The sequence below is a fragment of the Spartinivicinus poritis genome (genome assembly GCF_028858535.1).
Lineage (GTDB): Bacteria > Pseudomonadota > Gammaproteobacteria > Pseudomonadales > Zooshikellaceae > Spartinivicinus > Spartinivicinus poritis.
Map to the genome: position 1 here is coordinate 126206 of NZ_JAPMOU010000009.1, position 14182 is coordinate 140387.

Genomic DNA, 14182 nt, shown 5'->3' on the forward strand with positions numbered 1-14182 from the left:
ATATACAGCAATAGTTCACTTGCTCAATAGGCAAGCAAAACCGTTGCTACTTACATTAAGGCATTACTCAAGGTGAATTAACACTAGCCACTGATAAATTTTCTTTTCATTGCATGTAATAATTGAAATAGTAGCTTCATCAAAGGTTAATCAAAAAGAGCTAACAACATTAGAATATAAGCCTATTTTTTCAGATTCAAAGTAAGCTTATCAGTTTTTTTATTAGTTTTATCTTAAAACTAAGTAGTAATGATGGAATGCAGATAAACTAAGTTCTACAATCTAATTCCTTATATTATTACAAAACACTTTTGACCAAGTCATTGGATATTTTTCATCCCTACCATATCACTTCTTCTTGGTTTACAACTATTATTTTAAGTTATATTTCATCATTAACTTATTAAATGTACCATCTGACTTTATTTTTTTAAGCCCACTATTGAATTTATCAATAATAGTTTTATGGTTAGGTTTTACTAGTCCAACACCAAAATGAAGCTTATTGATTGATAATGCATTTTCGGTGAATGCTATTTTTTCTATTAATGTTGTATCTTCTTGGTTTGCAATTAATGCTCTAGTAACAATCTCATCTCCAAGCGTGAGGTCAATTCGCTTTGCAACTAGTTTCTTTAAGTTTTTCATGATACTACTGGCAATAGGTTTGTTAAAGTTTTTTGCGCTGAGAAACTCATCTCCATATCCATAATCTCTAACGATTCCTACCTTTTTCTTATCTAAGCTAGATAGACCATTGTATTCAAAGTCATCATCTTTAAGCTTAATAAATTTAATACTATTTTCTAAATAATGGTCACTAAAGCTAAGAAATTTAGTCCGTTTTTCAGTCCACCAAACCCCAACCAGTGCATCATAACTTCCTTTTTTTACACCATCAACTGCTCTAGCCCAGGGTAAGAACTTCATTTCGAGTTCATAGCCCTCTCGCTTAAGTGCCTCTGTTACAATTTCTACAGCAATACCCTGACCAGAATCATTTTGTATAAAAAAAGGGGGCCATACTACACCAGTACCAACTATCTTTGCTGCATTACAAATGCTTGAAAAAACACAAAGCCAAATTAACATTAGCGTTTTCATCATTACTACCCGCATATTTATGATATCTACTGACCAATAAATTATAATTTCAAATTACAGTTTTATTTATACTCTTAATTAATAAAAATAAAAGCACATTACTTCAGAATAATATATAAAAATACCTTAGCAGAGCATTCCGACTTTACAATAATATTATTCAGACTGCTTAAGAAATAGTTAATATTTTATGGAGTAGTGGTATGAATCAGTTATTATGTCTATTACTGCTAGCTTTAGCAGGCATTATCTATGCTCAAGATAATACGACTCAAGTCAGTATAAAAGCTGTTAATATCTCTATAGTAGAGCTTATCGGTAAGTTTTCAAAACAGTGCCCAGATGAAGCAAAAAAATTAAAGCAGATGATTTAGAGAAAAAACTATCTTTGGAAATCTCAAATTTAAACTGTAAAGATGCTTACGCATTAATACAGGATTTTATTGAGTTTTAACACCTGCTAATTTACTTACCATATTCACACAACAAAGAAAAATATAATATAAAAATATAGTAACCTATTAAACACCCTCATTAAAAAACCACACACAATACACGAATAACAAAACACCTATCTTATTGATCATAGCCATTTATCTCCGATCCTAGATACATAAAAATCAATAATTATTAGTTATTTTATTACTGCTATTCGGTAATATAAAAATCCTTACCTACAAATTTTAGAAACTTGTTCTACAATCTATTATCTAACAGGGTAATAAGTCATCAAGGTAGCAAATGACTTAAGGGGAAAGTGCAACACCAGCAAATGCTGGTTTGACAAGCCCCTGATTAGCAATTCAGCAAGATGCAGAGTAGTAGCGATGTGGAGTAAAATTGCTTCTTTAATGCTGATCCCCCTTCCCCTGCTGGTGGCAATCACTGCATCAGCTAATGGCGCATATTATGGCCAGCGTTTTTGTCAATATGACCATGTAAAATGTGTGCTTACTAAAAAAGGGGATAGTTGGTACAGTTTATTTCCCAAAGCTGAAAAGCGGGATATTATTCGCCGCCTTAATCGGATGAACACACCATTGCGGCCAGGTGTCACCATTGCGATTCCCCACGATATTGACTCAATGCAATTAATGGATATTTCTCCTTTCCAATATCGTATTGAAGCCCCCCAGCAAAAACTATTACTGGTTAATCTGGATCGGCTCGCCTGGGGGGCTTATGACCCTGATGGCAATTTAATCCGTTGGGGTCCTCTCTCTGGTGGTAAATCCTGGTGCCCTGACGTAAAACGCCCCTGTCGTACAGTTGCCGGTAATTTCTCTATTATTCGAAAAAAAGGGGCTGGCTGTATTTCCTCTAAATACCCACTACCTAGAGGAGGTGCTGCCATGCCTTATTGCATGTTTTTCTTCCGTGGCTTCGCCTTACATGGATCTGACACCGTACCTGGTTATCATGCCAGTCATGGTTGCGTTCGACTCTTTCACGAAGATGCCAAATGGCTTAACGAAGACTTTATCGACTTACCAGGCAATGGTTTAAGAGGTACCAAAGTGATTGTGATGCGTACTTAATAAACGTATTTTATTGATTAATATCCATGTTAAATCAAAGCTGGGGCGTGGCTCGTTCAATAATCGCAGAGGCATTAATCAGTGCAGGCAAAGTACCATATTGATAATGGGATTCTGCCAATCGGCCAGCAATAAATGCTTCTGCAATTATAGATTCACCCTCATTAATTAAAATACTGGCCTGTAATGCTAGTGCCAGTTTTTCTACAAATTGGCGTGCCTGCCATTGTCCATCAGTCGAACTGGCGTGGGATAATTTAACAGCCATTTGTTTTAAGTTGTGGATTAAATTATCCAAATATTTATCACTGCCTTGACAGAGCATTACTTCTTGAAAAAAAACTTCAAGTGTCGTTGGTTGTTTGCTGATAGCACGCAATACATCCAAACACTGAATATTGCCAGAGCCTTCCCATATAGCATTAATCGGTGCTTCTCGATATAAACGGGGTAATATATTATCCTCTACCACTGCTACTCCCCCGATGGTTTCCATAGCCTCATAACTATGCTGAACAGAGCGTTTACACACCCAGTATTTGCCCACAGCGGTAGCCAGCCGAACAAATAACCGGTGGTGTTCATGATCTTGTTGATCTAGCGAAAAAGCCACCCGCATACCTAAAGCAATTGCCGCTTCTGATTCAATGGCCAAGTCAACCAGCACATTTTGCATTAGTGGTTGCTGCTGAAGGGGGCGGCCAAATGCTTGTCGTCCAGCTGTATGATGCAATGCTTGAGCAGCAGCCTGTCTCATTAATCCTGCTGAACCAATAATGCAGTCAAATCGGGTTAATGCCACCATTTCAATAATAGTCGGTACGCCCTGTCCCTCTTCACCCACTAGCCAGGCCAGGGCACCACGGAACTCCACTTCAGAAGATGCATTAGAAACATTACCCATTTTATTTTTCAGGCGCTGGATCAAAAATTGATTTTTACAACCATCGGGACGCCACCTTGGCATTAAAAAACAAGACAAACCACCTCCCGCCTGGGCCAGTACTAAAAAAGCATCACACATAGGGGCTGAGCAAAACCATTTATGGCCCACCAATTCATAAGCCTGACCAGAGCCTCGCTGCTTAACTGGAGTTGCAACTGTCGTATTTGCCCGCACATCAGAACCACCCTGTTTTTCTGTCATCGCCATCCCGATGGTTACCCCAGATTTTTGAAAAAAAGGCTTATTATCAGGATCATATTGTCTTGCAAACACTTTGGGTAACCAGACTTTGGCCAGCTCAGGCTGCTGGCGAATCGTCGGCACCGCTGCAAATGTCATGGTCAGTGGACACCCGGTACCTGGGTCTGCCTGGGCATGTAAGTAACCTAAAGCGGCCCTGACCACATGCGCCCCTTCACTGGGTTGCTGCCAAGGCAGTTGGTGGTAACCACTTTCAATGGCCGCCTTCATCAATTGATGATAAGCCGGGTGATAATCCACCTGATCAATGCGGTGACCAAACCGGTCATGGCTGTTAAATTCAGGTTTATATTTGTTAGCTAAAAAACCCGCTTGCAATAATTCATGCCCAACGGCCTTGCCATAAGCCACACAACGGCTATGCCCCCAACCACCTGCAAATCCCTGCATCCAGTGTTGTAGCGTTAAATCACTACTAAATACATTGTAGTTTTCTAGCGGGGTAGGTTGATTGAATACTTGATGAGTCTCTGCCCACTGACTGGGACACGGTTGATCAGTCATTTGCGACATTCGCTGGTTATCCTTTACCAAACAGTCCTTTTAACTCATATATTCCAACATCAATATCACGAATAGACTTCAATTTAAAACAAATATTGTCTTTTTTACTTTTCTCCATTTGATTGGGTCACATAGGTTTCACACTATTTTAGTAATGGACTTATTCAAAACGATTCTACATACAGCCAGATTTTTGCTTGGTAGTTCACACTTTTTCTGGCAATAATAATCGCGAGACATTCATGCCAAGCACCGGTTAAATCAATTTTATGCTATTTGCTTAACTTAGTGCCTGGAAAATGACTTTTAAAATAGGGCACGGCTAATGGCAACTCAAACTAAACTTATTTTTGGCGGTGTTGGTGTAGTATTACTAGGTGCAGCCCTTACCGTTGTTTTTAACTACTGGCAACAGCCCTCCACCGCTCCTCACACCAATCAACCCAAGCCCACACCGCCTCACCAACAGTCTTCACCCTCACTACCACAAACCGATGAGAAGCTTCCAGAGCAACTGAACGAACAGCAATGGCTCGCTCAACTAAAATCAGATGACTTGCTGGATGACCAGCTGTTACAGGAAACCGCTGCAGAGTTTCAACTGGATGCTCTACCAGCCGATTTATCATCAGCCTGGAAAGCCAGTTATACCGCTGAAGCTGAATCAATACCGCTAGATGAACGGATTACTGAAAAGCAATCTGTACAAGTTGATAAAGAGCAACTGGACAATAAACAGACTGGTGACAAGCTATCATTTGAATTACCGGGAGGTTACCAAGTAGCGGCCACTATCAGACAAGTCACTCACAGCCAAACAGGTGCCACGGTACTTTCTGGTCATCTGGATGGGCATGGTGATCGCTACCCAGTGGTCGTGACCTCAGGCACTAATAGCAGTTTTGCAACGATCACCACCCCCCAAGGCAGTTATTCACTGGAAGCCGTTGGAGGAAGAGGCATTGTTTATAAAAATATTCCTGTCGAACAACTAAATAGACCAGGCAGTGTGGATAATATAAAGCCTGGTAAATTAGCCACCCCAAATTTAGAAAGCTAGATAATCGTTTCTGTTTTTCATCAGCAATTTATTTTTATGGTTAATTTAAAAAATACAGGAGGCTTAATCACCAATAAAAGGTAATTGCAAAAATACTGCGTGGGTTTAACAACCTTCGTCTTTAACGGATGCGAACTGGATACAGGGAGGTTTGTTATGTAAAGACTGAAGATGAGACTCAATCATGCCAAACAAACTTTTTCTCTCTACTCTGGCAACGTTGCAAGCAGGGCTATTAACCTTTGCAAGTCATGCTGTAGCAAGTCAAACTGAAATTGATGTATTAGTTTTATATACGCCTGGCGCAGCCAGTTTATATGGTGGCAATCCTACTGCGCGTATAGACCACTTAATGGCCGTGACCAACCAGGTTTATCAAGACAGTGGGTTAAATCTAAAGCTACGTGCGGTCCATACCCATCAAGTCAATTATTCCGATACCGGCAATGCAGGCACGGCCTTACGAGCATTAACGAATAAATCTGACCCCGCTTTTAGCCAGGTTGACCAATTACGGGAAAAATATGGCGCCGATATGGTGATGTTATATCGGCCTTATCATACTAGTCACGCCAGCTGTGGTGTTGCCTGGGTTGGTGGTTACAAATCTAATGGTAACTTATCCAACAGTTACTATAAAAACTACATGTATAGCCATGTTGCCATTTCCACATGTGGAGAATATGTCACTTCCCATGAGCTAGGTCATAACATGGGGCTACTTCACTCCCGCAAACAAGACGGCAGTGGTGGTACTTATCCCTATGCATTAGGTCATGGTGAACAAGGTAAATTTGTAACCATTATGGCCTATCAATCGGCCTATAACGTCAACTACTGGAAAGGCAAAGTTTATAAATTTTCCAGCCCTAACATACAGTGTCAAGATAGTCCCTGCGGTGTAGACCGCCACGACACTTATTGGGGAGCAGATGCTGCCTATGCCCTAGGAGTCACGACCCCACAAATTGCCAAGTATTTTCCCACCAAAGTAAAAAACAACAATCCACTGTTAGAGGAGCTGAAAAAAGCTAAAGCGAAATTAGATGAAATTAATCAGCAAATTACAGAAAATAAAACCAAATTAAGATCATTACGTCAGCAACTTCGTCAAGCCCGCTATGCATTATGGCAACGCTGGCGTGAGTTTCGTCAAGCCTGGTGGAGTCGCCAGAATATCTGGGGAGCTTGGCGCACACTTATTGATGCTTACAAACAGCGTTATACCATTCGTAAAGAGTATTACGCATCTGTACAGAAGTTAAGAGGCCTATATAAAGAAAAGCGGGTTGCCTGGCAGCATTACCAAAAAATTAAGCAACAAATGCAGTAACTACTCAAAGTCACCATTCAAATCGATGCCATTATTCAAAGCCCCTTTTTTGGGGCTTTTTGTCTTCTATTTACAAAAATACCGATACGTGACTTTTGACTAAATTTCACTATGCTAGTGAAGCATCTAGCAAATAATCTATATGTATCATTTATGTGGCAAGCCAAACTACGTTTAATTTCTGGCCTTACTTTATTCACCTTTGTGTTAACCCACTTACTTAATCATGCTGCTGGTATCATTAGTTTCCAAACTCAAAACCAGTGGCAACAGTGGTTACTTGGTCCATGGCAAGCAGATATTGGCAAAACTCTTTTACTGTCTGCTTTCATCATTCATGCTCTCAACGCGGTTTACAGCATTTACCAGCACAACAGCTTGAAGCTTGCCAAGTGGCAACTGGTACAACTGATCACTGGGTTAACCATACCATTTCTACTGATCGAGCATATCGCCGGTACATTTGCTGCTGAAGAATTACTAAGTGTTAATCATGAATATATGTCAGTACTGGCCATCTTCTGGCATTTCGATACAACCAAAGCGGTAACACAAGTTATCACGCTCTTAATCGTATGGACGCACGGTTGTTTAGGTATCCACTACTGGTTAAGGGTGTATGCTGGTTACCGAAAATACCAGGCTTCATTACTCGGTATTGCAGTGCTAATTCCTACCCTAGCGTTAGCCGGGTTTGTTGCAGCCGGTCAGCAACTACTCAGAGACTTTTCAGAAGATATACTACTGATGCATCTTGCTGAAGCTAATATTACGACTGACACTACAACGACGATTAGCAGCTGGGTATCTCAAGGCCGATGGTTACTCGCTATTCTTATTATTTCACCTTTTATTTTACGGTGGCTGAAGCGCTGGGTTCAACAGCAAGCCACCGCTACCATCACCTTGGCGAGTGGTCAGCAAATACCACTAAATCGTGAGATTACCCTGTTAGACAACCTACGCCAGTACAACATTAACCATGCAGCAGTTTGTGGTGGTCGAGCTCGCTGTACCACCTGTCGTGTTCGGGTACTGGAAGGTATTGACTATATACCGCCCCCCTCACCACTTGAGCAACAAGCATTAACTAAAATTAAGGCTCCTCGGGATGTTCGCTTAGCCTGCCAAAGCCGCCCCAAAGGCGCTATCACCATTCAACCCTTATTAGCCCCCAAAGCCTCTCCTGAGGAAAGCTTGAAGCCAGGTGGTTTGGAAGGTCAAGAGCAGGAAGTGGCAATTGTATTTTTAGACTTGCGTGAATCCACCCGCTTGGCAGAGCAACGCTTGCCCTATGACGTACTGTTTATTCTCAACCAGTTTTTTTCAGAAATGACCGAAGCCCTCTCTCAGACCCAGGGCCATTATGCTCAATTTGCGGGTGATGGGTTGATGGCACTGTATGGTATTCACGGTGGTGACCCTCAGCGAGCATGCCGACAAGCATTAAAAGGTGCAAAAACCATGTTAGAAAAGCTTGAACAGCTTAATCGACGAGTCGCGTCTGAACTGGATAAACCACTTCAGGTGGGTATTGGCTTGCACTTTGGCCGGGCCATCGTTGGCAGTATGGGTCCACCCACTGCCGAAATGGTGAGCGCAATTGGTGATGATGTGAACGTCGCCGCTCGTCTGGAAGGCTTATCTAAACAATACCAGGCACCTGTTATTGTATCAGCGGCGCTTGCTCACCAGGCAGGTATTAAGCCACCTGCAGCGTCCTTACACCAAGCCAGCTTAAAAGGGCGACAAGACCCAGTCCCATGCTACGCGCTCAGCAAAACAGACCTGTAATGTACTTCGGCCGTTTGTTACTCTGCCGTTTCGTGCCACAGTTTCATTACACTGTCCACTTTATCTGACATCGTTTGCTCTTTATCGGTACGAGTGCCTACTTTCAAGGTAGTGGTAATTCGAGGAGCCCCCATCTCATGAACTTTCTGATGACAGGCCTTGATGGCCGTAAACACATCATCCCAGTCACCCTCAATCAGTGTGCCATAAGCATGGAGTTCCCAGCTCACTGTAGCCTGATCCAGAATAGGCTTACACGCCGCTATATATTTGGCTAAAGAAACACCGACCCCTAGAGGAATCAAGCAAAAATCGACTGATACTTGCATAGTGCAAAACTCCGCTGTTGCGCTATTTTCAGCTTAACCAAATCCCGATAACTATCCAGTCTAAATAACAGTCCAGCCCAGATAGCGATCCAATTTCATGGGACTATCCCTATTTGACTCATAAATAGCCGTTAATTTCCAAACAAAGTGTGATTGCGGTAGTCGACAAGGTTTCAGGGATCTGCAACGATCCGCCTCAACAACATGGAAATAAGGCGAGTTAAATATGTTTTTAAAAAAGCTGGTTTTGTGCTTATTATGCGTTTCTCCCCTCGTCACTGCTCAAAATATCCCCCTCACTCCTTTTGAAAGCAGTAAAGATTACCAATTACCTTCTGCGACACAAGTCGCACAATACTTACAACAGTTGGCTGATAGCTCTCCCACTGCTAGTTTAAAACAGCTGGGAATTTCAGCAGGCAAGCGTCCCGTTTATGCGCTACTGGTTTCTAATGATCCTGCCTTTTTAGCCAAGGGTGAGAGCAAAGCAGAAAAACCTACCGTAATGCTGGTTGGCTCTCAACATGGCAATGAGCCTTCGGGTGCAGAGGCATTGCAAATCCTGGCAAAAGAACTCATTGCTGGTAACCACCCAGCATTATTAACACAATTAAACCTGGTCATTGTTGCCTTGGCCAACCCAGATGGGCGAGATCTTAAGTCCCGCTACAATGCTGCCAGAACCAACCCCAATGTAGACTACATTGCTGCGTCTGCCGATGAAACCCAAATGTATATTGATGCATTGAATCAATATCAACCACATGTGGTATATGATGTACATGAGTCCGGGGTGTTTAAACGCATTCTGACAAAAGAACAAGGTTATATGACCGATGTGCAAGCCCAATTTGAAGTGGGTAATAACCCCAACATTTACCCGCCACTTCGCCAATATGCAGAAAAACAATTTCTGCCTCAATTAATCAATAATGTTAATCAAGCAGGTTTAGCCGCCGCCCGATATCGTGGAGAAATTACCCGGTTACAACAGTCAGTTGCACGAGGGGGTATCGGCATTTCCAATTTTAGAAATTATGCCGCCATGCGAGGCACCTTATCAGTGTTAGTCGAAAACCGTTTAGATAGTAAACAAGGCCAATACCCAACACCACGCAATATTAAGCAACGAGTTGAAAAACAGCAATTAAGTGCAATTAACTTTTTAACGCTAGTCGCAAAGGATAAAGACCAAATTCTTAAACTCACTGAACAAGCCAGAAGCCAGCATAAAACCGCCAGTCATGTGGCAGACCATGTATTTTTAGATATTGCCTTTACCAATAATGATCAACAAAAACAAATCAAAGTACCCTTAACAGAAGTCAAAACCGGTAAACAAGTATATAAAACCTTTAACAACAACGACAGGATTGCGGCTCAGCTACCTATCGCCCCGCCTTCTGCTTATGTCGTAACAGCTGAAACAAAAAAAATTGCCACCCTATTGAAAGCCCATCATATTCAGTATCAAGTGGTTGATAAACCTACCATTGCCAGAGTTGAACGCTGGCGCGTACAATCCGTAAACATAGACGAAATTCATAAGCCTGGTGTGCGTGATTGGCTTGATGTAAAACTAGAGCAAAACACCACTAACCTTCGTTTAAAATCCGGTGATCTGATTATACCAACCAATCAATTAATGGGACGTTTTGTTACTTTATTATTTGATCCTCGCTCATCTACTTCCATCTACCAGGAACAAGAGTATCGTGGGCTATTAATTAAATACCCCTATTTATTTGTTGCGCCAGTAAAAGAAAAACAAACCGCTATTGCTAAAAGAAGCTAAAAATAACCAAACAAAAAGCCACAACATATTGTGGCTTTTCTTTCGACAACAAGCTTAACTCACTGTTAGCTGCGCTCGCCAATATAAACACCCGCTGCCATCATAATAGAACCTGCAATCCTATTAATCCCTTTATAATCCTTGTTTTATGTCAGGTGATATTTAACACCAGCATAGTTCAAAAAACAACCCATCATTATTTGTACTTTATTGCTAAGTCTTGCCGTTATTCAATTCGTTAGCTGTACGCCTCTAGCTATTTACTGGGAATAACTGTAGTATTTTAAATAAAAAAACACATTAATTATTATAAATTTTCGAGAGTTATTACTTATTAACTTCAAACTAAAAAAATAGTTTATTTTTGGATTGAACATTACCAGTCCAGCTATTAAGGATTAACTGTGAAAAAACACTCGTCTTTACTCTTTGCCATAGGAATTGTCGGTACAACAGCCTGTGCGAACCCTATAGTTCAACAGAATAACCCTGTACAACAAACCAACCCCACTCAACAAGGCACCCTCTCTGATGCTAGACTGTTTCTAGCCGAAACCCAGACCAAACTCGAAAAAATAAATCGCCTAAACAGTAAAGCAGCCTGGGTGTATAACAATTTTATTACAGATGATTCAGCCGAAATTGCCGCACACTTTAACGAATTATCAACAGCGGCTTATGTAAAAGCTGCCACTGATGCCGCCCAGTATAATGATTACCCCTTAGACCCAACCACTCGCCGCAAACTCGACTTATTACGAATGAGTTTAACCCTACCAGCGCCTCAAAATGAACAGGAAAATACAGAGCTAGCCACTATTCAAACCAAACTGGAAGGTATGTATGGCAAGGGAGAATATTGCCCTAGTGAAGATAAATGCCTTGATCTAACCGCAATGAGTAAAATCATGGCAACGTCAAGAGATGCTGATGAATTACTTGATATCTGGCAAGGCTGGCGCCAGGTGTCTCCGCCTATGCGACCGCTGTATGAACGAGAAGTAGAGCTGGCCAATAAAGGTGCCCAAGAATTAGGTTTTGCCAATTTAAGCGAAATGTGGCGTTCAAAATATGATATGCCTGCGGATGATTTCCCTAAAGAGCTGGACCGGCTCTGGGGGCAGGTGAAACCGCTTTATGACTCCTTGCAATGCCATGTCAAAGCCAAACTAGGTGAGCATTACGGAGAAAAAATTGTTCCTCAAGATAAACCTATTCCGGCTCACTTGTTAGGCAATATGTGGGCACAAACCTGGGGCAATGTTTACGACCTGGTTAAACCCGAAGGGCCTGATAATAGTATCGACCTAACAAAGCAGCTTGAAATACATAATTATGATGAGCTGAAAATGGTCAAAACCGCTGAAAACTTTTTTTCATCTTTAGGTTTTGCACCACTACCTGAGACATTTTATCAGCGCTCTCTATTTATAAAGCCTGTTGATCATAATGTCGTATGCCATGCCTCTGCATGGGACTTGGATGATAAAGACGACATTCGTATTAAAATGTGCATCCAAAAAACCGGGGAAGACTTTTCCACCATCCATCATGAGTTAGGGCACAATTACTATCAACGGGCTTATAAAGATCAACCCCTATTATTTAGAGGCAGTGCAAATGATGGATTCCATGAAGCCGTTGGCGACACCATTGCCCTTTCAATCACCCCCAAATATTTAAAACAAATAGGCTTGATTGATAAAATTCCTGATCCGAGCAATGACTTGGGTATGCTAATGCGACAAGCGCTGGATAAAATTGCGTTCTTACCCTTTGGCTTGCTGGTTGACCAGTGGCGCTGGAAAGTATTTGCTGGTGAAGTTGCTCCTGAAGACTACAACAAACTGTGGTGGGAATTACGGGAGAAATACCAAGGCGTTCGAGCCCCCATAGACAGAGATGCCAATGCCTTTGACCCAGGTGCCAAATACCATATTCCAGGTAATGTGCCTTATACCCGTTACTTCCTGGCCTTTATTCAACAGTTTCAATTCCATAAAGCATTATGTGAAATTGCCGGCAATAAAGGAGCTATTCATCGTTGCTCAATTTATGGTAGTAAGACCGCAGGAAAACGTCTTAAAGACACACTTGCAATGGGTCTAAGCCGCCCCTGGCAAGAAGCAATGGAAAAAATGACTGGCCAGCAAGAAATGGATGCCTCAGCTATTTTAGATTACTTTGCACCACTGAAAGTTTGGCTTGATCAACAAAATAAAAACCGCAACTGTGGTTGATAATAATAAGGCACCTATAACCGTTGTTTGCTGTCTCTAGCCTTCTGGTAAATTCGCAATCAACAATTATTAAAGATGCCCATAATTTGAGTCCTGATAAAGGACTCAAATACAATTAACTCGCACTAGGTAAATTAGTCATAAACTTTGTGCCAAATCGACAGATTATTGTCAAATACCCACTCTAGTCTATTGACATAGTGAGGTTATCTGTTTGTCATACACCACTTATTCATCATACCTAACAGCAACGAGATTGCAGCCACTCAGCAATGATTAACCGGAAGGAAGGAGCCTTCATGTTTTATACTTTTACTCACAAATCTGTTTTAGCAACTGACCATTCTCTCTATAAACGCTTACTTTCACTATCCCTACTGCTATTGATGTGTTTGGTAGGAAACGCGTTTGGGGAAGAACCTAACCTGCCTGGTAAAGGCTACACTAATCGAATTATTGTTAAATTTCATGACAATAAAAATACACTGGTAGTGGAAGATTACTTTTTGCAGTGGAGCTATCAACAGGGGTTTCCTTTAACTTATGTGAAAACACTGGGTACAGGTGCCAATGTTTACCGACTGAATGAGTACAAGTCAGCAACAGATTTAGAGCAGATTATTGATTTAGTATTAACTAATTACTATATAGAGTATGCTGAGCCTGACTGGATCATGACCCCTGTTTATAGTGAACCTGAAGCAGCCTCACAACAGCTCAAACTCAATCAACAATGGCATTTACATCAACAACTCAATCAATCTGCGACGATTGCCCTACTTGCTCAAGGGTACCCACAACAGACATCATCTGCCTTATTAACAGGCTTGCAAATTAGTCATCAGCAAGAAGGCAGCTTCTGTCGTACCAATCGCTATCATCATAATATCGTTGCTACAGCACTTACTAGCTTGCTACTCAACCAAGCCGACAGTAACCATCCTATTAATTTGCTACCTATTAAATTAGGTAACGCCTGCCAGATTTTAGCCTCTGAGTTGGTAGAAGGTATTATATGGGCATCCGGTGTTTCCTTGCCTGGCTACCCTAAAAATCAGCATCCTGCCCAGGCTATTGTGTTACCGATTGCACTACAAGGACAGTGTTCACGACAACTACAGTGGGCCATTGATATTGCCAACAGTAATGGCAGTGTTGTGATTTCAGCCCAACCTAAACACCACCCAGCTCAGCCTAGCCGACTATTAACTCACTGTCGTGGGTTAGTGCCTATTGAGTTATTTTCTTATTAATGAGGGAATCGCGATAAGGAAAATA

Annotated in this window: 11 protein-coding genes; 8 read left to right on the forward strand and 3 right to left on the reverse strand. The window is 41.5% G+C overall.

Annotated elements, in window-relative coordinates:
• Window positions 1-372: 372 nt before the first annotated feature.
• Window positions 373-1107 carry a substrate-binding periplasmic protein gene (locus tag ORQ98_RS09585; RefSeq protein WP_274688583.1) on the reverse strand — a complete coding sequence of 245 codons (735 nt, stop codon included), beginning with the start codon at window positions 1105-1107 and terminating at the stop codon, window positions 373-375.
• Between the two features lie 200 nt (window positions 1108-1307).
• Here ORQ98_RS09585 and ORQ98_RS09590 point away from each other — a divergent pair, with 200 nt between their 5' ends.
• Together ORQ98_RS09590 and ORQ98_RS09595 are read left to right on the forward strand one after the other, a co-directional pair.
• Window positions 1308-1478 carry a hypothetical protein gene (locus ORQ98_RS09590; RefSeq protein WP_274688584.1) on the forward strand — a complete coding sequence of 57 codons (171 nt, stop codon included), beginning with the start codon at window positions 1308-1310 and terminating at the stop codon, window positions 1476-1478.
• Window positions 1479-1931: 453 nt separating this feature from the next.
• Window positions 1932-2642: a L,D-transpeptidase gene (locus ORQ98_RS09595; RefSeq protein WP_274688585.1), complete on the forward strand. Its 711-nt coding sequence runs from the start codon at window positions 1932-1934 to the stop codon at window positions 2640-2642.
• A gap of 34 nt (window positions 2643-2676) precedes the next feature.
• Here the strand turns inward: ORQ98_RS09595 and ORQ98_RS09600 are convergent, their stop codons facing one another.
• Window positions 2677-4362 carry an acyl-CoA dehydrogenase family protein gene (locus ORQ98_RS09600; protein WP_274688586.1) on the reverse strand — a complete coding sequence of 562 codons (1686 nt, stop codon included), beginning with the start codon at window positions 4360-4362 and terminating at the stop codon, window positions 2677-2679.
• A gap of 316 nt (window positions 4363-4678) precedes the next feature.
• Here ORQ98_RS09600 and ORQ98_RS09605 point away from each other — a divergent pair, with 316 nt between their 5' ends.
• The 3 genes from ORQ98_RS09605 to ORQ98_RS09615 all read left to right on the forward strand — a co-directional run bounded on the left by ORQ98_RS09605 (window position 4679) and on the right by ORQ98_RS09615 (window position 8540).
• Window positions 4679-5413 (forward strand): hypothetical protein, encoded by a 735-nt coding sequence (locus ORQ98_RS09605; protein ID WP_274688587.1) that lies wholly within the window; start codon window positions 4679-4681, stop codon window positions 5411-5413.
• Window positions 5414-5597: 184 nt separating this feature from the next.
• Window positions 5598-6746: a zinc-dependent metalloprotease gene (locus ORQ98_RS09610; RefSeq protein ID WP_274688588.1), complete on the forward strand. Its 1149-nt coding sequence runs from the start codon at window positions 5598-5600 to the stop codon at window positions 6744-6746.
• A 153-nt stretch (window positions 6747-6899) separates the two neighbouring features.
• Window positions 6900-8540 (forward strand): adenylate/guanylate cyclase domain-containing protein, encoded by a 1641-nt coding sequence (locus tag ORQ98_RS09615; RefSeq protein WP_274688589.1) that lies wholly within the window; start codon window positions 6900-6902, stop codon window positions 8538-8540.
• A gap of 17 nt (window positions 8541-8557) precedes the next feature.
• On the opposite strand, the gene ORQ98_RS09620 is transcribed toward ORQ98_RS09615, so the two are convergent.
• On the reverse strand, window positions 8558-8869 hold the full coding sequence (locus ORQ98_RS09620) for an MTH1187 family thiamine-binding protein (RefSeq protein ID WP_274688590.1): 312 nt from the start codon (window positions 8867-8869) through the stop codon (window positions 8558-8560).
• A 226-nt stretch (window positions 8870-9095) separates the two neighbouring features.
• Here ORQ98_RS09620 and ORQ98_RS09625 point away from each other — a divergent pair, with 226 nt between their 5' ends.
• The 3 genes from ORQ98_RS09625 (at window position 9096) to ORQ98_RS09635 (ending at window position 14157) form a co-directional block, all read left to right on the forward strand.
• A complete protein-coding gene (locus tag ORQ98_RS09625; protein WP_274688591.1) occupies window positions 9096-10664 on the forward strand; it encodes a M14 family zinc carboxypeptidase in 1569 nt (522 codons plus the stop codon).
• A 404-nt stretch (window positions 10665-11068) separates the two neighbouring features.
• Window positions 11069-12904, forward strand: coding sequence for a M2 family metallopeptidase (locus tag ORQ98_RS09630; RefSeq protein ID WP_274688592.1), 1836 nt, complete (start codon window positions 11069-11071; stop codon window positions 12902-12904).
• Window positions 12905-13203: 299 nt separating this feature from the next.
• Complete coding sequence (locus tag ORQ98_RS09635) at window positions 13204-14157, forward strand: S8/S53 family peptidase (RefSeq protein ID WP_274688593.1); 954 nt, start codon at window positions 13204-13206, stop codon at window positions 14155-14157.
• The last annotated feature ends 25 nt before the right edge of the window (window positions 14158-14182 follow it).